Origin of the sequence: Thiocapsa sp., from assembly GCF_022340925.1 — a bacterium.
Lineage (GTDB): Bacteria > Pseudomonadota > Gammaproteobacteria > Chromatiales > Chromatiaceae > Thiocapsa.
The window spans coordinates 1-19,677 of record NZ_JAJDNA010000034.1 but is presented as its reverse complement, the minus strand read 5'-3'; the positions used below and the strand labels follow the sequence as shown (position 1 = coordinate 19,677).

The 19,677-nt window shown below is 64.8% G+C and carries 15 protein-coding genes; 9 read left to right on the top strand and 6 right to left on the bottom strand.

Going from position 1 to position 19,677, the window contains the following annotated elements; genetic code table 11:
* Both LJE61_RS04775 and LJE61_RS04770 read right to left on the bottom strand, forming a co-directional pair.
* On the bottom strand, nt 1–2,550 hold a 2,550-nt coding region (locus LJE61_RS04775; protein WP_296917617.1), incomplete at its 3' end, for an efflux RND transporter permease subunit.
* A 36-nt stretch (nt 2,551–2,586) separates the two neighbouring features.
* On the bottom strand, nt 2,587–3,951 hold the full coding sequence (locus LJE61_RS04770; RefSeq protein ID WP_296917619.1) for an efflux RND transporter periplasmic adaptor subunit: 1,365 nt from the start codon (nt 3,949–3,951) through the stop codon (nt 2,587–2,589).
* A gap of 561 nt (nt 3,952–4,512) precedes the next feature.
* On the opposite strand from LJE61_RS04770, the gene LJE61_RS04765 reads away from it, so the two are divergent.
* Entirely contained in the window at nt 4,513–5,370 is an 858-nt protein-coding gene (locus LJE61_RS04765) for an alpha/beta hydrolase (RefSeq protein WP_296914420.1), read from the top strand.
* Between the two features lie 127 nt (nt 5,371–5,497).
* On the opposite strand, the gene LJE61_RS04760 is transcribed toward LJE61_RS04765, so the two are convergent.
* Nucleotides 5,498–7,390, bottom strand: a complete 1,893-nt coding sequence (locus tag LJE61_RS04760; protein ID WP_296917615.1) for an AAA family ATPase — start codon at nt 7,388–7,390, stop codon at nt 5,498–5,500.
* A 595-nt stretch (nt 7,391–7,985) separates the two neighbouring features.
* Here LJE61_RS04760 and LJE61_RS04755 point away from each other — a divergent pair.
* Nucleotides 7,986–9,785 (top strand): ligand-gated ion channel, encoded by a 1,800-nt coding sequence (locus LJE61_RS04755; RefSeq protein WP_296917613.1) that lies wholly within the window; start codon nt 7,986–7,988, stop codon nt 9,783–9,785.
* Between the two features lie 73 nt (nt 9,786–9,858).
* On the opposite strand, the gene ahcY is transcribed toward LJE61_RS04755, so the two are convergent.
* Complete coding sequence (gene ahcY / locus LJE61_RS04750) at nt 9,859–11,124, bottom strand: adenosylhomocysteinase (protein ID WP_296914428.1); 1,266 nt, start codon at nt 11,122–11,124, stop codon at nt 9,859–9,861.
* A 124-nt stretch (nt 11,125–11,248) separates the two neighbouring features.
* The gene (locus tag LJE61_RS04745) at nt 11,249–12,073 is read right to left on the bottom strand and encodes an MBL fold metallo-hydrolase (protein ID WP_296917611.1); all 825 of its coding nucleotides are present in this window, start codon (nt 12,071–12,073) and stop codon (nt 11,249–11,251) included.
* A 274-nt stretch (nt 12,074–12,347) separates the two neighbouring features.
* On the opposite strand from LJE61_RS04745, the gene fbp reads away from it, so the two are divergent.
* From fbp to LJE61_RS04715, 6 genes are all read left to right on the top strand, one after another.
* Nucleotides 12,348–13,448, top strand: a complete 1,101-nt coding sequence (fbp, locus tag LJE61_RS04740; protein WP_296917609.1) for a fructose-1,6-bisphosphate aldolase/phosphatase — start codon at nt 12,348–12,350, stop codon at nt 13,446–13,448.
* 284 nt (nt 13,449–13,732) lie between these two features.
* A complete protein-coding gene (locus tag LJE61_RS04735; RefSeq protein WP_296917607.1) occupies nt 13,733–14,467 on the top strand; it encodes an MBL fold metallo-hydrolase in 735 nt (244 codons plus the stop codon).
* Between the two features lie 64 nt (nt 14,468–14,531).
* Nucleotides 14,532–15,389, top strand: a complete 858-nt coding sequence (locus LJE61_RS04730) for a nucleotide-binding protein (protein WP_296917605.1) — start codon at nt 14,532–14,534, stop codon at nt 15,387–15,389.
* Between the two features lie 71 nt (nt 15,390–15,460).
* Nucleotides 15,461–15,667 (top strand): hypothetical protein, encoded by a 207-nt coding sequence (locus tag LJE61_RS04725; protein ID WP_296917603.1) that lies wholly within the window; start codon nt 15,461–15,463, stop codon nt 15,665–15,667.
* A gap of 12 nt (nt 15,668–15,679) precedes the next feature.
* Nucleotides 15,680–16,423 carry a ZIP family metal transporter gene (locus tag LJE61_RS04720; protein WP_296915264.1) on the top strand — a complete coding sequence of 248 codons (744 nt, stop codon included), beginning with the start codon at nt 15,680–15,682 and terminating at the stop codon, nt 16,421–16,423.
* A 108-nt stretch (nt 16,424–16,531) separates the two neighbouring features.
* On the top strand, nt 16,532–16,903 hold the full coding sequence (locus LJE61_RS04715) for a hypothetical protein (protein WP_296915267.1): 372 nt from the start codon (nt 16,532–16,534) through the stop codon (nt 16,901–16,903).
* A gap of 29 nt (nt 16,904–16,932) precedes the next feature.
* On the opposite strand, the gene LJE61_RS04710 is transcribed toward LJE61_RS04715, so the two are convergent.
* Entirely contained in the window at nt 16,933–17,808 is an 876-nt protein-coding gene (locus LJE61_RS04710) for a polysaccharide deacetylase family protein (RefSeq protein ID WP_296917602.1), read from the bottom strand.
* A 657-nt stretch (nt 17,809–18,465) separates the two neighbouring features.
* Between LJE61_RS04710 and LJE61_RS04705 the strand changes: the two genes are divergently transcribed.
* Nucleotides 18,466–19,677: alpha-amylase family glycosyl hydrolase (locus LJE61_RS04705; RefSeq protein WP_296917599.1), on the top strand; the 1,212-nt coding region annotated here is incomplete at its 3' end.

The window sequence follows — 19,677 nt, the reverse complement described above, 5'->3', positions numbered from 1 at the left end:
CAAGGGGATATGTGCACCGGTCGGCGTGACGATCGGCAGCTCGCGCAGCTTTTGCAGGTCGTCGCGCCGCTCGCGGGGGAAGCGGACGTTGACCGGATAGCGTTCCAGCCCCTCAACCGTCCGGGTGACCGTGACGCCCCCCAGCCCCGCCGCGACGATCTGGTTGATGTCGCCGATGTTGAGACCCACCCGGGCGGCCGCGACCCGATCCGGACGGATCTCGATGTAGCGTCCCTGCGCAACCCGCTCCGAGTATACCGACGCGGTGCCTTCCACCTGCATGAGTGCCCGCTCGACCTCACCGCCGATCCGTTCGATCTCACTCGGATCAGGGCCGGCGATCTTGACACCCAGCGGTGTCTTGATACCGGTCGCAAGCATGTCGATCCGTGTCTTGATGGGCATCACCCAGGCATTGGCCACCCCCGGCAGATCGACCAACGCATCCAGCTCTGCGATCAGCCCCTCCAGGGTGATCCCGTCGCGCCACTCGTCCCGAGGTTTGAGCTGGATCAGGGTCTCGATCATGGTCAACGGGGCCGGATCGGTCGCGGTATCGGCACGCCCGACCTTACCGAACACCCGCTTCACCTCGGGCAGGCTCGCGATCAGGCGATCGGTTTGCTGCAAGAGCTCCCGGGCCTTGCCGATCGAGATCCCCGGCAGCGTCGTCGGCATGTACATGAGATCGCCCTCATCCAGCTCCGGCATGAACTCCGAGCCTAACCCCTGGTACCAGTCGCGCAGCACCGGGACGCCGCGAAAGGCCTCCTGCCACGCACTCGCGAGATCGGCCTGCCATCCCGAGATCCGCGCCGCCGCCGCTTGGTGGGGTCCCTTTTCGAAGAGTAGCCCGACGGCTTGAAAAGGCCATTTCAAGGGGCCCAGGAGGCCACCCACGCCGGCCAACGGGATCAGGCTACTGAAGAGGATCAGGACGGACAGGGCGACCGCGGCGCGGGGGCGGCGCAGAACGCCTTTCAGCGCGGGGCGATACAGCCGGATCAGCAATCGGTTCAGCGGGTTGGCCTCCTCGCGCGGGATACGGCCGCGGATCAGATAGCCCATGAGGACAGGGACCAGGGTCACAGCCAGGCCGGACGCGGCGGCCATGGCATAGGTTTTGGTATAGGCGAGGGGAGAAAACAGACGCCCCTCCTGCGCCTCGAGCGCAAAGACCGGGAGGAAGCTCACGGTGACGATCAGGAGCGAGAAGAAGAGCGCCGGCCCCACCTCGGTCGCGGCCTCGCCGATCACCGCCCAATGCCGCTCGCGGCTCAGATTCGGTCCCGCCCGCTCCAGGTGCTTGTGCGCGTTCTCGATCATGACGATCGCCGCGTCCACCATGGTGCCGATGGCGATCGCGATCCCCCCCAGGGACATGATGTTGGCGTTGATCCCCTGCGCGTTCATGACGACGAAGGCCGCGAGCACGCCGAGGGGCAAGGAGACGATGACCACCAGGGCAGAGCGCAGGTGAAAGAGAAAGACCAGACACACCAGGGCCACCACCACAAGCTCTTGGATCAGCTTGTCCATGAGGTTGTCCACCGCGGCCACGATCAGCTCGGAACGGTCGTAGGTCTCAATGATCTCCACCCCTTCGGGCAGACCCGCTCGGAGGTCATCGAGCTTGGCCTTCACCGCGGCGATCGTGGTCAGCGCATTCTCGCCATAGCGCATGACGATGATCCCGCCGGTGATCTCGCCCTCTCCGTCCAGATCCGCGACGACACGGCGCATCTCGGGTCCGATCTGGACCCGCGCCAGATCCCGCAGCAAGATCGGAGTGCCCGCCTCGGTCACGTCGACCGGGATGGTCTCGATGTCCGCGATCCCCTTGATATAGCCGCGGCTGCGGACCATGTACTCGGCCTCGGCCCGCTCGATGACCGAGCCGCCGACCTCCTGGTTGGCGTTGCGGACCGCATCGGAGACCCGTGACAGGGGCATTCCGTAGGCCCGCAGCTTCTCCGGATCGACCACGACCTGATACTCGCGCACCATGCCGCCGACCGTGGCCACCTCCGCAACACCGGGCACGGTCTGGAGCTCGAGCTTGAGGAACCAGTCCTGCAGGCTCCGAAGCTGGGCCAGATCGTGCCCTCCGGTGCGATCAACCAGAGCATAGCTGAAGACCCAACCCACCCCGGTGGCGTCCGGTCCGAGGCGCGGCTGCGCGCCCTCCGGCAACGAGGCGGCCGCCTGATTCAGATACTCCAGCACCCGGGAGCGAGCCCAGTAGAGATCCGTGTCGTCGTCGAAGAGGATATAGACGAAGCTATCCCCAAAGAAGCTGTATCCGCGCACCACCTGCGCACCCGGGACGGCAAGCATCGTCGTGGTGATGGGATAGGTGACCTGCTCCTCGACCACCTGAGGTGATTGGCCGGGAAAGCTGGTGCGCACGATCACCTGCACGTCTGAGAGGTCCGGGATGGCGTCCAATGGGGTCTGCTTCAGCGCTGCCACCCCCCACGCCCCGAGCAGCACCGCCGAGAGCAGAACCAGGAGACGGTTCCGGATCGACCAGAGGATGACCGCCTTCATCGCGGGCGTTCCAACCCACAGGGACGGACGCGGCGATCAGGGATGCGCATGCGCCCCTCCCATGGCCGCTGAGGCTTCCCCTTCTCCTCGGTCGCCCATCGAGAGCCGCATGAAGCTCGCCTGAAGACTCGATTCGGAGTCGATCAGGAACTGACCTGAGAGAACGACCCGCTCACCCTCCTCGAGTCCGGCGAGGATCTCCACCTCACCTTCCCGCTCCATACCCGTCACCACGTCCACCGGCTGGAAGCGACCCGCTTCGAGCACCTTCACGACCCGGGAACGCTCACCGGTCGAAATCAGCGCCTCCGCCGGGATCTTGAGCACGTCGCGCCGGGGGCCGCCATAGATAACCACCTCGGCGAACATGTTGGGCTTGAGCGCCAGGTCCGGATTCTCGAACACCAGCCGCACGGGCAGCGTCCGCGTCTTCGGGTCGAGCTCGGGATACAGATAGTCGACCTGGCCTTTCCAGACCCGCCCGGGGCGAGCCGGCACCCGGATCTCGGTGCTCAGTCCCGGGGCGAGCCAGTCGATCTGGGCCTCGAAGACATCGACGATGACCCAGACCCGACTGAGATCGGCGATCGTGAACATCTCCGTTTCCGGGGTCACATACATCCCCTGACGCGCCGCCAACTGGGTGACGATCCCATCGGTCGGGGCGCGGACCGGCACCCTGTTGCGCGGCGCGCGCAGGCGCTCGATATCCCGAATCACGTCGTCCGGGATGTCCAACAGGCGCAGCAGATTGCGCGCCTTGTCGACCTTGACCTGAGCGACGCCGTGAGGCTGCGGCTCCAGTGCCTGGAGAAAATCGATCTGCGCCGAAAGGACCGCCGGGGCATACATCTCCGCCAGCTGCTGCCCGCGGGTCACCCGCTCACCCTCGGCCCTCAGCTGCAGTGCCTCGATCCATCCATCGGCACGGGGGTGGATGTGGGCCAGACGGGTCTCATCGAATTCGACCCGCCCGACCGTGCGAATGTACTTCCAGAGCGTCCCGCGCTCGACCGTTCCCGTGCGCACACCCATGTTCTGCACGACCACGGGTCTGAGGGTCACCTCCGGATGCTTGCCGGTCATGGGATCCATCAGCTTCTCGACCAGGTCCATCCCGCAGATGGGGCAACTCCCGGGGTCGTCCCGCACGATCTGGGGATGCATCGGGCAGACGTACTTGGGGTCAAGGTGCTTGAGCGCGTGCTCCATGGGCGAGTCAGTCAGCGCAACGGCGAGATCCTCGCTCGGCGCTTGAGCGGGCGGATCCGCGGCGCCGCACGCGGTCACGAGGCCGACGACGGCCAAGCCAACCGCGATGCGGAGCGCGACCTGGCGCATCCGCCCGGGTCGAACCATTCGGGAAGCGAGATTCATGTCCACCACCTCCGGCGCCTGCATCACAGACACCATCTCCTGAAGCCCGACTCGGAGAGGCAGCTGAGCTGCCCGCCGACGGCTGACCGAGTCAATTGTGGTCAGCCCCAGAAGTCAAAGAAGGCGGTGTTGGGGTGGGCGGATCGGCCGTTCGGGGAAAAAACGATAGTAATGATCGGTCGCAGTGGCGGTGTGATCCGCCAGCGAGCGAGTAGAACAGATCAACTCCGTCGACGGAGAGACGTGCAGAGGTCCCAGGCCGAGTACCAGCGTACATTTGAAGCAATGCGGGGCGCGCTTGACCTCCCCATCCGCGTCCGTACGGGCCTGACCTGCATCCGCCTGCCAAGCGGCCGCGTGCATTGGACATCCTGCGGCCATCTCGCTCTCGTGCTGGCATGGCAGAGTCGCGCTGGCCAGCGTCTGTGTCTGAAACGCGATCAGGCAAAACGACAGGATCGCACTGATAAGGGGCCGGGAGGGACGCATTGGGGTAAGGTGGAGACTGTCGTGTCACCGCTCAAGCATTGAGCAGGGCGCCGAGCATCACGTCGCCTCCGCACCAAATTCCCGCATCATGCGATCATGCAAAGCCTCACGACCGTTTGCCTGTTCCTCACACTCGCCGCCGCGCTGATCCCGGCAGGTGTGCACTTGGGATTCCGCGCGCCCCGTATCCGTGAGAAAGGGACGCCGTCCGATTACGGGCTCGCCTTCGAAGAGGTCCGGATCCCGACAGTGCGCGGCCGATACCTGTTCGCCTGGCTGCTGCCGGCGCCGAGCTCCAACCGCACAGTCGTCGCCATGCATGGTTGGGGCGGGAACGCCGAGCTCATGCTGCCCATCGCCGCGCCGCTCCAACGCGGCGGCATCAACGTGCTGCTGTGCGACGCCCGCAATCACGGGGGGAGCGATGCCGACACCTTCTCATCCCTGCCGCGCTTCGCCGAAGATCTCGGCAAGGCCATCGACTGGCTCAAGCAACACCACCCTCAACGGGCCAGTCGCATTGCGGTTCTCGGGCACTCAGTGGGCGCCGGGGCCGCCATGTTCGAGGCGTCGCGAAATGCCGACATCTCCGCGGTCATCAGCATCGCGGGGTTTGCCCACCCCGCCGAGGTCAACGAGCGCTACCTTCGCTCGCTTCACCTGCCGCGTCCCCTCGTCAGACTCGTGAGCCGCTATGTGGAGTGGCTCATCGGCTATCGCTTCGACACCATTGCACCGCTCAACACCGTCCGCCGCATCGCCTGCCCGATCCTACTCGTCCACGGCAAGGACGACCGCGTCGTCCCTGTTGACGACGCGCGCCGCATCGTCGCAAATGGCCAGGACTGTGCCGTCGAGCTGCTGGAGATCGACGGCGCGGGACATGACTCGGCGGAGAAGATCGAGCGGCACGCGGGCGCGTTGCTCAGGTTCCTCGATGAGCATTGGACATGACGACAGATCGAGACCGCCTTGGCGTCCTCCGCCTTCCCCGGGCGACCGCGCACTCGGACCGGCGTCCGGATCCAGCGCCCAGCCGATACCGCTTTCGTAGCCGATTCATCCTAAGTCCGACAGGCTCCTAGAGGTCGAGGAAGTGCGACTGGTCACTGTCTCCGGAGCGCAGCCAGGCCTCAACGCGGTCCAGGACGCTTGGACTCTCCCGCTCGGCTGCTGGTGGCTCGGAAGCCGCCCGCTTCGCCGTTGGCGCGCGCGCTCTGGATGCTCGACGCTGGATGGCCAGCAGGTCCCGGTCTTGGGGCGCCAGCGTCAGACCACGTGAGGCGAGACGTCTGGCGCCGGGGCGGTCGCCCGCGTTCAGGCTCTGCTTGGCGAGCTCGCGATACCGCTTCACGATGCGCTGGACCCCGGCTTGGGCCTGTTCGTTGGCCGGGTCGAGCGCAAGCACGCCCTGGTAGTACCCGTAGGCATTATCGCTGTCTGGAACCATGAGGCGATTCTTCGACAAGGCGAGCTCGGCCTTTGTCAGAAGCGCCTCGACCTCGCCCGGCAGCGCATCCTGCCGGTCCTGGCCAGCCATCTCAACGCCAATCGAGGCGTTCGGCCCCGCCGTCTCTCCGGGGATCTCCTGATGGCCTGCAGTGCTCTCTGTCAGCGCGTCATCGTGCGCGCTCTCCGCCTCCTCCGCGCCGGCAATCGTCGGGTCGGCCGTTACCGGAGCGGTCTGGGCCCCGCTGGCCGCAGCGCCGTTTCCGGGCCAGGCCGAGTCCGCGGGACTCGCCGCGACGGGCATCAGCGCGGGCGGACGCTGGGCGCCCTCTGCGACGGGATGCCCCATCCATCCGGCGGCGACGACTGGGGACGCCTCGCCGCGATCCCGCTGAGCGATCATTGAGGTTTGAGGTGAATCATCGTCAATGCCGATGAAGTCGGTGGTCACGAAGTAGGCGACGAAGGTCGTCGCAGTCAGGCCGGCGAGCACCCATGCTCGGCGCGACACAATCCACCGCTGAAGCATCCCCCTGACGCGCGGGCGGAGCTCGTCGCCCGCTGAGCCGCGCGTCCCCAAGCCCAGCCGCTGCTTCGGGCGAATCCGGGGCTCCCCCGCTGCCGGAGGCTCGCGAATGTCCGCGGCCGAAAGCTTAGGAGTGGGCACCCTCTCGCCTGAGGGCGGCGGCGCCGGCGACTCAGCAAGGAGCCCCGGATGATCCCTTGCCACCTGCGCGAGCAACGCTTCGACGTCCTGCGAATCCCACACCCGCTCCCTTGACCGACGGCCATGCGGCGGCAAGTGGCTCAGGGTCAGGCTGATAGCCCGCAGGACGCCGCCGGTTCGGGCGTGAAGCAGGCGCAGGGCGTCCGCAGTGATCCCGGGCTCATCCTCGCGCCGACCCGCTCTTTCCAGGCGCTTGGCAACGTAGGCACGGGTCTCCTCCAAGGATAGTGGATAGAGCCGACAGCCCGCGAGGATCCGTTGCCGGATCTGCGCGTGATCGGGCCGATCTAGGAGCTCCCAGACTTGGTCACGGCCGGACAACAGAACAAGCACCGGGTGAACCTTGCCCCCGGTAAGGCCAGCCAGGTAGCAGAGCTCCGGAAGGGCGCGCGGGGCGAGATCCTGGGCATCGTCGATGATCAGGATGGCGGGCTTATCCGGAGGGGACGCGGATGCGATCCGATTCGCCAGCTCGGACACGCGCTCGGACAGCAGCCGGTCCCCGGAAAACCAATCCCTATTGAGGCCAAAGGCGCAACCGGCCAGCTGCAGCAGATCGGGAGCCTCTCCGCGGGATATCGCCAGGGGCCCCACGCAGAAGCCCTCGTGCTCAAGCTGCGCTGCGAGGTCTTGAACAAGCGTGGTCTTGCCGGTACCCGCAGCCCCAGTGAGGAGGACAAACCCTGGGCTCCGTCTGGTCGCCTCCAGAACTGTCCGGGCCGCAGCCACATAGCTCGCATGCGCGAAGCTTCTCGGCGGGGGCGGCAAGGGGTTCGGAGCGCGTGCTTCGCTGTTCATGTACACATCCCTCCCCGCGCAGGCTACGGATTCCGCGGGGTCCAGGTCGACAGAGTCTAACCCGAAGCTCCAGCGCGGACTATTCTCGTCTTTAACGCTAACGCCCTGAGATCCTGAAAAGATCACTGCAGACCCGGTGTTTCGGCGGAGGATGCACCTCCGTCGCCGTGCATCTCGAGGCAATGCCATTTCATGCGGATGGGCCGCGGTCCAACAGACCGCGCTGGGGGTGTCCGCGCGGCGGCTTACGCCCATGAGCTGCCGGACACTCGCTGCGGCGGGCTGGCGGGCCGGCGCTGAAACCAGACGGCGGTTCCGATCAGGCTGCGGGGAGTCGACTCCACTTTGGGGCATCTGTCTCCAGCGGCTTCTGCGTCGGAGAAAAGGCGGCACATTAAGGTAATATCCTGTACACACGCGCGACGCGCCCGTTCGCGAGACCTCGATGCGAAGCTCAATACAGGGTAGGCCGCCTGGGAGCCCGGTCAGGGTTACCGCAACCCGCTGCCGTCTGTGCCTCCTAGTGCTTCTGCTGCTCGCCGCTCTCCTCCCCAGAGGGGGACAGACACAGACGGCGGATGGTTCAGGCGCGGAAGTGGGCGAAGCGGCCACGATCCGTGTCCAGGTCCTCGAGGGCCGCATCTCCGCAAGCGGTCTGCAACTGTACCGCATCGCTGGTTTGAAGAAGGGGGAGATCCTGTACGTCCACGCCAAGACGACCTCCGGTCACCTGGATCCCTTAGTCGCCTTACTCAGGCCGGGAGTCAACCTTGAGGAGCTCGCCAGGGAGCCACTGGACACGCTGGTCAAAACCTTGTCGGGCAAACATGATCCCGTCGAAGTGACCCGGCGGATACTTGACCGTTACGCGCTTGCCGGAAACGACGACGCCGAGGGTCATTATCACGCCGCATTCAGCGTGGAGATCCCAGCGGACGGAGAGTACCGCCTCGCCATTGGCAGCTCCCTGGTTCGGCCCTCCGCCGGCACCTATCGGCTCGTGATCGGCACCGATGAGCCGGATGTCCTCTCCGGTCGCCCGGAAAGCAGCGGTCCCACGTTCGTCTTCGCGGAAAAAGACGCAGGGGTGCTGGAACGGGGGATCGTTTCGGTCACCGGCGAGTTAAGGCCGGGCCAGGCCGTCCGGTTCTACCATCTGGCGGATCTGGCCAAGGGGCAGACCTTTTACGCCTACGCGGAGGCGATGACAGGCGATCTCAAACCGGTGCTGACCCTTTACGACTCCAGCGACAAGGCAGTGGCCTACGCGAACTTCGCTGCGACCGAATCCCGGGTGGCGCTGCGGTACCGACTGCCCCGGAACGCCGAGGGTTACCGGCTCCGGATCTCCAGCCAGGATCCCGCCGGCAAAACCACGGCGGGGGACTTCCGCCTGCTGATGGGCCTGAACGCCCCCGAGGTGCTGCGCGGCCAGGGGGAGCCGACCGGCCGGGAGCTGCTGCGGGAGCCGATCTCGGTTCGCATCGGCGTCAAGCTGCAGCAGATCACGGAGGTGGATCAAAAGGCGGAGAATTATGGGGTCGTCGCCACGCTCGTGATGCACTGGACGGACCCAGCGCTGGCTTTCGATCCAGAGACCATCAGCGACCGGTTCAAGCTATACACTGGGGATGCGTTCAGCGCGGAGATGAGTCGCCGCGGGCAGCTCTGGCCACAATACGCGGTTGTTAATCAGCAGGGCAACCGATGGGTGCAGAACCGGGTGGTCGTGATTCAGCCCGATGGCGAAACCACCTATCTAGAGCGGTTTTCCACCACGCTGCAGGCACCCGACTTCGATTTTCGGAACTTCCCCTTCGATGTGCAGAAATTCTTTATCCGCATCGATCTGCTGACTCCCGAATGGATGTTTCAGCTGCGTGAGATCGAGGGCTACAGCGAGGTTGGCGAGAAGCTCGGTGAAGAGGAATGGGTCGTCACGGATTTCGCCACGAGCTTCTCGCAGGGGGAAATACTGCAAAGACCGGTCTCGCGGTTCGATTTCGAGTTCTGGGCGAAACGACACGTCGAGTACTACTTCTTTCGAATTCTGCTCCCGCTCAGCGTCATCATCGCCGTCTCCTGGATTCTGTTCTTTCTCAAGGACTACGCGAAGCGAGTGGATGCAGCGGGCGCCAATCTCCTGTTGTTCATTGCCTTCAACTTCGCCATTTCAAACGACCTGCCCCGGTTGGGGTATCTGACGTTCCTCGATACGGTGCTGATCAGCGCCTTCCTCGTCACCGCAGTCGTTCTCATCTTGTCGGTCTACCTACGCCGCCAGGACATGAAGAGTCGGCGGGCCTTCGTAGCGACGGTCGACCGCTACGTGATCATCTTCTACCCCTTGGCCTATATCGTAACGATCGCCGCCGTTACCCTGCTGTTCCGATAGGCTGCCAAAATGATTGCCAGCGCGGCTTTCAGATAAACGACTCGCTCGGTCCATCGAAGCTGCCTGTCGCGGCTCAGGTGCCCTCCTCCCAGGACGTCAGATAGGCAGACTGCTCAGGGGTGAGCCGGTCGATCGACAGCCCAAGCGCGGCGAGCTTGAGACGGGCGACCTCCTGGTCGATCGCACGTGGGACGGGGTGCACTGCCACCTCCAGCCCGCGCGCCTGCTGGGCCAGCCAGGCCACTGAAAGGGCTTGATTGGCGAAGCTCATGTCCATGACCGCGGCCGGGTGACCCTCCGCCGCGGCGAGGTTGACCAGGCGTCCTTCGGCCAGGAGCCGGATGCGGCGCCCGTCCGTCAGTCGGTACTCCTCGACGTGCCTGCGCGGGTGCGTCCGCTCGACGGCCATCGCTTCCAGGGCCGGGAGGTTGATCTCCACGTTGAAGTGTCCGGCGTTGGCGATGACACAGCCGTCCTTCATGACCGCGAAGTGCCGTCGGTCGAGGACATGCTTGTCGCCGGTGACGGTGACGATGAAGTCCGAGCGGGCGGCCGCCTGCTCCAGCGGCATGACGTCGAAACCGTCCATGGCGGCCTCCAGCGCGCGCAGTGGCTCGACCTCGGTGACAACCACGCGTGCCCCGTGTCCCTTGGCCCGCATCGCGAGCCCCCGTCCGCACCAGCCGTAACCGGCGACGGTGAACACACGCCCGGCGAGCAGGACGTTGGTCGCCCGGATGACGCCGTCGAGCGCGCTTTGTCCGGTCCCGTAGCGGTTGTCGAACAAGTGCTTGGTCAGGGCATCGTTGACTGCGACGATGGGGTAGCGCAGAGCCCCGCCGGCGGCCATCGCGCGCAGGCGGATAACCCCGGTGGTGGTCTCCTCGGTCCCGCCGAGCATCCGGTCGAGCAGATCGGTGCGGTGTTTGTGGAGCTCGCTCACCAGATCGGCACCGTCGTCGAGGGTGATCTGGGGACGGTGCTCAAGGGCCGCGCGGATGTGCGCGTAGTAGACGCCGGTATCCTCGCCGCACCGTGCGAAGACCGGGATGCCGTGATGCTCGACGAGCGATGCCGCGACGTCGTCCTGGGTGGACAGCGGGTTGCTTGCACAGAGGACAACCTCGGCACCACCGGCTTTCAGGGTCCGGGCCAGGTTCGCCGTCTCCGTGGTGATGTGCAGGCAAGCGCTCACGCGCAGGCCGGCAAGTGGGCGGTCCCGCTCGAAGCGGGCGCGGATCTCCGCCAACACCGGCATCTCGGCGAACGCCCAGGCGATGCGGTTGCGGCCCTGCTCGGCCAGGCCGGGGTCGGCGATGTCGTGGCGCGCAGCGGTCATGGGTTCCCACCTCCGAAAGTCTCCCGGTGAAGGCTAGCATTGCCCCGCAGGGTGAGCCAGGACGTGGAGTCAGTGCGGGACCTGAATTCCGCTTCGCTTCATCCAGGCTGAGCCGGCGGCCGCGTCAGGGCGCCAGATCGATCACCGCCCCGCAGCCTCCGTCCAGGAAATCCACGCCCCAGGCCTTTCTGAACAGGGCGATCGCGCGATCCCCGGTACAGTGGCTTGGCGCCACTTGGGCGACCCCCAACGCCTTGAGCTCGTCGATCGTTGCCCGGATCCGCGCCTCGGGCTGCCGCAGGAGATGAAAGCCGCCCACGACCAGGCGGACAGACCCGCCGCATTGTCGCTTCGCTGCGCGCACAATGTGCGCGATACCGGGGTGGGCGCATCCGGTCACGATGACGAGTCCGTTGGGCGTGTCCAGCACCAAGGCCTGCTCCTCGGGCGCAAAGCCCAAGGGTCCGCTCGAGTAGACGCCCCCGAAAAGGCGTGTGGGGCCCGAGACCGGCACGACCTGTCCACCGGCCCTGTCGACGATCCTCTTCAGCTCCGACGGGAAGGACGCGGGCATGTAGACGACGACGTTCGGATTGCGGCTCAGAAAAGGCTCGAGGCCGCGGGTGTGATCGCCATGAGCGTGGGACAGGAACACCCCGTCGATGGCACCGGGCTCGATGCCCAGCCGGTCTAGATTGGCCATGAGCAGCGCCCCGTCGCCGCCGGTATCGAACAGCAGCGTCCGCTCCAGCCCCTGTATCACCGCGGCAAAGCCCCAAGCGGTTTCCAATCCTGGCGCAGAGGGCACATTGTTGAACCCGATCGTGATCCGCAGTCCGTTCCAGGCCTCATCGGGAGCGGCCGAGCCGGTGCCGGCAGCACCTGCGGTCATCGCCAACAGGCCACCAACAACCAGAACCACCCATTGCAGTCTGTTCGGCGCACGCATCAATCTGATACCCCCCGCGGCCACCCGTCAGCCGGGCACGTTCCTACCAGAAAGCCGTGTGCCCGCGCGCCGGGGCTATGCGCAGGTCGCCGCCCCGCCGCCCGCTCCGAGCCTTCCGTTGAGGGGGCCGTGCCGCCCGCGCGGGCAGACCTTCGTCGTGAAGGATAGCCCCTTCGACCGATCGCGATCATCTGCGCTGAACCTTTGAGCGCCTGTGAATGCCTGGGGTGTCTTCTATGCTTGAGACGAGAGTCTTTGAAAACAGGAGGACACCATGAAACTGACGCTGAGCGTGATCAAGGCCGACATCGGCTCCATCGGCGGCCATATCCAGCCATCGCGCAAGGTGCTGGACACAGTGAGCTCCCATGTGCGCGACCAAGGCGGCCAGCTGCTCATCGACACCTACATCAGCTATACGGGCGATGACATCGCGATCCTCAGCACGCATGCAAGGGGACCGGGCGATGAGGCGGTCCACAGGCTCTGCTGGGAGGCGTTCATGGCCGGCACCGAGACGGCGAAGGCGGAAGGTCTCTACGGCGCGGGCCAAGACCTGCTGAAGGAGGCCTTCTCCGGTAACGTGCGCGGCATGGGCCCCGCCGTGGCGGAGCTCGAGTTCGATGAGAGGCCGAACGAGCCGTTCCTGTTCTTCGCCGCTGACAAGACCGACCCCGGTGCCTATAACCTGCCTCTCTATCTGGCCTTCGCTGATCCCATGAACACGCCGGGCCTGATGCTCTCGCCGAGCATGGCGAAGGGCTTTCGCTTCGTCGTCATGGACGTGGCGCACACCGAGGGGGACCGCGTGATCGAGCTCAACGCCCCGGAAGAGCTGTATGAGATCGCCACCCTGCTGCGCGATACCGAGCGTTATGTCGTCGAGTCGGTGTCGTCGCGCGAGAGCGGCGAGCAGGCCGTGTCGGTGTCGACCTCGCGGCTGCACAACATCGCGGGGAAATACACCGGCAAGGATGACCCCGTGATGTTGGTGCGGGTGCAGAAGACCTTCCCCGCCACCGGTGAGGTGCTCGCACCCTATGCGATCGGCCCCTATGTTGCCGGCTGCATGCGCGGCTCGCATCAGATGCCGCTGATGCCCGTGCCACTGAACTCCGGGATCAGCTATTTCGACGGTCCGCCCGTCGTCAGCTGCGCGGCGTTCGCCATGCACGACGGCAAGCTCACGGAGGCGGTGGACGCCTTCGCACACCCGTTCTGGGACAACGTGCGCAACACGGTTTCGGAGAAGGCCATCGGGATGCGCCGCCAGGGCTTTTTCGGCGCAGCAATGCTTCCGATGAGCGAGCTGGAATACACCGGAATCATGGAGAAGCTGAAGGACCTCGACGAGCGCTTTGTCCTAAGGGATTAACGTTGAAACGTCTTCGGCGCTTCCTAGGAGCCTGTCTGACTTGAGCGATCGTCGCGAGCCGAGTGGGGGAGCGAGGCCATTGCGTTCCGGTTGTGAGGCGCAGAGTGGGGGCGATGTCACGAACAAGCGGGGCGACATGGACCATTGTCCCGCTTCCGTAGGCGATTCATCCTAAGTCCGACAGGCTCCTAGAGGACCCCCACCCCAGACTCCTTTCGTCAATGCCCCATGGCCCAGTGCCGACCTACCCTGGTCTCGGCTCGCAAGCCGGGAGAAAGCCACCGATGACAGACCCCCCTCACATGACGATCTTGTTCGACAACGAACCCGGGATCCAGGGACTGACGAGCCAATGGGGATTTGCGGCGCTGATCCAGGTGGCGGACCGGACGATCCTCTTCGACACCGGCAGCAACGGCCGGGTGCTCCTGACGAACATGGCTGCGCTCGGAATTGCGGCTGATTCAGTCGACCTGCTCTTTCTCTCGCATCCACACTGGGACCACATGGGCGGACTGGACTCCGTCCTGGAGGTGAATCCGCGGGCCAGCGTCGTGCTGCACGAGGGCTTCTCCAAGCACTTGATACATGATCTCCGGCCCCTCTGCGGCGAGTTGGTCCTCGTCGGAGCCGAGCCTCGTCCGGTCGCTCCAGGCATCTACTCCACCGGCATGTTCGCGAGCCAGCCCCCTGAGCAGGCCTTGGTGATCGAGGCCGGTGGCGTGACTGCCGCGGTCAGCGGGTGCGCACATCCGGGGATGGAGCGGATCGTCGCGTGTGCGGCGACCCTCCTCGGGAACAAGATCGATTGGGCGATCGGCGGCTTTCATCTCATGCATGCGGACGCCGCCGGGATCGCGAACTCGATCCGCTCTCTGCAAGACCTTGGCGTTGCCTATGTGGTCCCGACCCACTGCACGGGCGATGCGGCCAGGGCCGCGTTTAGGCGTGCCTTCGGTGCACACTGCATCGATGGCGGTGTCGGCCGAGAGATCCGCCTCGTCCAGCGGCAAGACTAGCGAGACGCCGGCCGGGCAGCATTTGCAGAGCGGGTTTTGGACAACTTCGAACAGGCAATGAGCAATGGCCCCAGAGCAGGAGAAGCGCGTCGATCGACCCAGGAGGGCACTCCAGCGCAAACGCATCCTCGTCTGTGGAAAGGGCGGCAGCGGCAAGAGCACCCTGGTCGCGCTGATCGCGGCGATCCTGCAGCAGAAAGGCTATCAGGTCATGGTGCTCGACGGGGACGCCTCGAACCCGGAGGGACTGGTTCGCCTGCTGTTCGGCGTGGGCGTTCGGGGCGAGCCCAAGCCGCTGATCGAATTCTTCGGGGGCATCGACAGGGTGACCTGCCCGGTGGACGATCCCTCACCGCTTACGCGGATTGACGACCTCGACCCCGTGCCGGCAAGGCCGATCAACCTGTCGGAGGAGATCGGACCCGAGTACTCACTCGCGAGTGGCAATCTGCGGCTGCTGCAGGCGGGTAAGATCGAGACCTACGGCCAGGGATGCGACGGGCCGATCGAAAAGGTGGTTAGAGACTTCATGCTCGAGGACGATGTTGTGAGTCTGATCGATGAGAAGGCCGGGGTCGAGCACTTCGGCCGGCGGATACCCGATCGCATGGACATCATCCTCGGCGTTCTCGACTGCACGCGGGAGTCGGTTTGCATCGCCCGGAGGATCCAAGGGTTTGCGAGGGAGATGGCGGCGCAGAACGTCTGGTTCATCCTGAACAAGACGGAATCCGACGAGATGGCTGCCCAGATGAAGCGCCTGCTGGGCGAGTTGAGCGACAACGTGATCGGCTCGGTCCCCTACATTCCGCAGCTGGTGCCGCTGTCCCTATCCGGTCGGGCAATGGATGCGCATCTGGCCTCGACACATGTCGAGCCCATCGTGCAACGCCTCGAGGCCATCGCGTCAGAGCGCGGTTGAGCGCGCACGAACGAGCATCGACTGACGTCTAATGGTGTCTCGAACGCGCTTGCCCGGACGGATACCCGCCCATGCTGATCCAGGCGGTTGCTCGAAACGAAGCAGACCAGGGCGGATGCGGTTTAGCCATCATCGGCGAGGAATCCCTGGGCGTACCCAGCCTTTGCTGCCAGGTCAACTCCGGGGATCGACGTGTCCTGATCGACCCCGGCGGACTCAGCGTGCGGCGTGACCCCAAGGCCGGCTCACAACCGCGTCGGTCGGTCAGTCTGTTCTGAGTGGATGGGAGGATGGGCGACGTGGAAAATACCTTCTGGACGGCCCTGGGCACCAGCATGCTGGCGGCTCTCGTGACGTCCCTCGGCATCTACACCATCCGACGATTCGCCGACTGGGGCCAGCGCAACACGACCTATTTCATGTGCTTCGCGGCCGGGGTGCTGATCTCCGCATCCTTTCTGCACATCATCCCGAAGTCCTTTGTGATGAATCCGCATGCACCCGTCTGGCTGCTCGTCGGATTTCTCGGACTGCATCTCTTCAACCGCTTTCTGACCGCATTCGTCTGCGAGAAGGATCCGGACAGGCGCGATTACGTGATCGGCATCGTGCCCATGCTCGGCATCGGTTTCCATTCCTTCATCGACGGGTTCATCTACTCGATCGCCTTCACGGTCAGCATCCTGACCGGATACCTGGCGACCATGGGCATGGTTCTGCACGAGTTTCCGGAGGGCATCATCACTTACCTGTTGCTGGTGCGTGGAGGATTTTCCGAAGGTAAGGCCGTGCGCCTGGCCTTTCTCGCGGCGGCCGCGTCCACCCCTTTGGGCATGTTGGTCTCCTACCCGCTCATCAGCCAGATCGATCGATCGACGCTCGGCGCGCTGCTGTCGCTGTCCGGCGGCGCCCTGGTCTATGTCGGCGCCACGCACCTCTTGCCGCGCGCAGAGCAGGAGCACAAGGAATTCAGCCTGGTCGCCTTGGCCGGCGGCGTATTGGTCGCCGTGATCATCGTGACGTCCAAGGCTTGAGAGCGGCAGCGCGACCCACGACATTGTCGTCTCCCAGGCTCCTAGCTTCAATCGAGCGCCCGCGCGTGCCATGATTAGACAACTCATCTGGACCGAGCGGAGCGCGCCATGTCGGCAGCAGCCAGCCCCGTGTTACCGCGACTTGCGCTGATCGCCATTGCGATCTTGGCCGGGATCGGCTTTCTGTACATGGTGAAGCTGATGCACGACATTTCGCGGAACGTCGGCGTGATGGCGGTTGAGATGGCATCCATGTCCGCCAACATGGATCGGATGGGTACGGACATGTCCTCCCTCGCCACCGATGTTTCGGATATGGCCAGGCAGGTCCGCACGCTACCCGCCATGGCACAGGACATCCAGCAGATGCGGGTCGCCATCGACGGGCTCTCCGGCATCGTGGGGGGCGGCGAGCAGCTCCAGCAGATGAACCCCATGGGGGTGATCCAGCAGATGATTCCCGGCCCCGAACGGCGCTGAGACTGCTTCGCGGTGCTGTAGAAGAGCGCCTAGTCGATTCGCGTCTCGCTGGGCACATCAACGTGCATCTTGTCTTTCATAGGGGCTAGATTGCGCAGCATCTGGTAGGCAATATCGTCCGCCGTCTCGCCGCGGGACGAGTTGATCGGAATACGTCGTAGGCTGAAAGGATTCGCCTTGATCGCATTGACACCGCCGTGGCATGAAAGAGAGCAACGCAACCCGCTGCCCTTGACGACAGCAAGATTCTCGGCGCTCATATTGGCCGTCCCACCATATGGGTAGGCAAAGAGATCGACATCGGTCCCGAGCTCGGTGTTCAGGCGATGCCTGGCTTCGGTGATCTCTCGCAGGGCCGTTTCGGGCGACACGCTGCCGAGGTTGGCGTGCGTCACCGTATGGCAGCCAATCTCAAATCCCCGCGCATGGAGCGACCGGATCTGATCCCAGTTCATCCAGCGTGGCGCCTCTGGCATGGAGCGGTCCCACCAGGCGACCTGGTCGGTTCCGATGAAGCCGGTCGCGACAAAGAACGTCGCCGGCAGACCGAAGCGCTCCAGGATTGGGGCCGCATTCTCGAAATTGTCCAGATAGCCGTCGTCGAACGTAATCGACAGTGTTCCGCCGCATTGGTGCCGACCGAGCTGATCCAGCTGCTGGGACAGTGGAACAACCCGAAACGTTCGTGCGAAAAAATCACAATAGTCTGCAAACTCACTGATTCCGCACGTCAGCGGGTCTGGAAATCCGAGATCGTCCACGCGATGGAAGGCGACGACCCAGACGTGATTCGAGGTGACGAGGCGGTTCAGGGGCCGCCCGAGCAGAACCCGCCCCATCAGTCGCTTGACGGGACGCGTGACGCCGTCGTACGTGAGTTTTGATCCGCTCCGGCTCGGGGTCATGCGAAGAACCCTCCGATGGCATTTAGCTGTCGACAGAAATCGGCCAAGTCTCGTCTCTCTGTTCGGCCCGTCCCTCGCTATCCGCCGTGCTCCAGGACGCGCAGCAGCGAGCCTGCAATCGCGGCGACCGGGCGCGAATTGGCGATCTCCGCACGATTCAGGCGCGACCGCTTCCGGCGTCTGAAGATGGCGGAGGCGTTCTCCCCCCTCCAGGAGGCGGCGAAAAAACCAGCGGCTCGCTCCCGGCGCCGGGAGGCAGACGACGCTCGGTGACCCCGAGCGATCCTCGCCGCATCAAACGTAGTTTGCGGTCTATTCTGAAACCGGGTCAATGGCCTTTCTGAGCGGTCGCTCACAATATCCACCCGCGGCTGACCCGTTCGCGCGGCGGCGCCCGAGACCACCGCGTAAACCGGACCGGCGCCGAGGCAAATCGAGCCGTTCTCGGATCACCCCTGCCGCCTGAGCGCGCCGGGTGCGAGCGGATGCGGGTGACCCGCACAGCACGCTGCCAATCCCCTGGACGCGCGCGAGACGGCTGGGTTCAGCTCCCGGGAAAGGCAGCAGACCACAGAGTCGTCTTCTAAACTTCGGGCGTCGAGGCACCGGTGCCCTTGCGGTGGAGATGTCCCGACGACCCTCAGAAGGAGAGTTGCGATGGTGCTGCAGAGATACTCCGTTCAACCCGGGAACTGGGACAATGCGGGTGCACGCGTCCAGCGCGACGGGGTGAATTTCTGCATGTTCTCGCGCTATGCCGAGAACGTGGAGTTGCTGCTCTTCGAAGGGGACACCAGCACCGAGCCCGACGCGGTCATCGCACTCGACCCGCGGGTTCACCGGACCTTCTTCTTCTGGCACATCTTCGTCGAGGGTCTTCCGGAGGGCGTCTACTATAATTGGCGCGTCGGCGGGAATTGCGATACGCGCACCATTGGATGTCGCATCGACGGCGACAAGGCGCTGCTCGATCCCTGGGCTGTCACGGTAAGCGACCGGTTGTGGAACCGGGCGATCGCCAGCCGGCCGGGCGACAACGTCGCAACGGCAATCCGCGCTCAGGTCGTACGTGACGTGTATGACTGGGAAGGTGACACGCCCCTGCACATTCCACTGAACGCCGCGGTGATCTACGAGATGCACGTCGCCGGCCTTACCCGTCATCCGTCATCGGGCGTCGCGCAGCCGGGGACCTTCGGGGCGGTCATGGAGAAGATCCCCTACCTCCAGGGTCTGGGGATCACACACGTCGAGCTGATGCCCGTGATGGCGTTCGACGCGCAGGACGTACCCCCGAAGACCGCGGCCCGGGGTCTGGAAAACTACTGGGGCTACAGCACTCACAGCTTCTTCGCGCCCCACCCGGGATTCGCGCTCGACCCGGCGCGGGCACGCGATGAGTTTCGCGACTTGGTCAAGGCCCTCCATGGGGCCGGCATCGGCGTGATTCTGGACGTGGTCTTCAACCACACGGCCGAGGGCGGCGTCGACGGCCCGACCATCAGCTTCAGAGGATTCGGTAACGAGATGTTCTACCATCTCGATTTCAGGGATCGCCGCATCTATCGCGACTACACTGGATGCGGAAACACCGTCAACTGCAACCACCCGATGGTGACCCGTTTTCTCATCGACGCCCTCCTCTATTGGGTCCGACAGATGCACGTGGATGGCTTTCGCTTCGACCTCGCCAGCGCCTTGGCCCGCGGCGAGGACGGCAACCCCCAGTACCATGCCCCCATTCTGTGGGCGACCGAGCTGTCCCCGACCCTCGGCAGCTCGCACATCATCGCCGAGGCCTGGGACGCGGCCGGGCTCTATCAGGTCGGTGACTTCCCCGGCTATCGCTGGGCGGAGTGGAACGGGCGC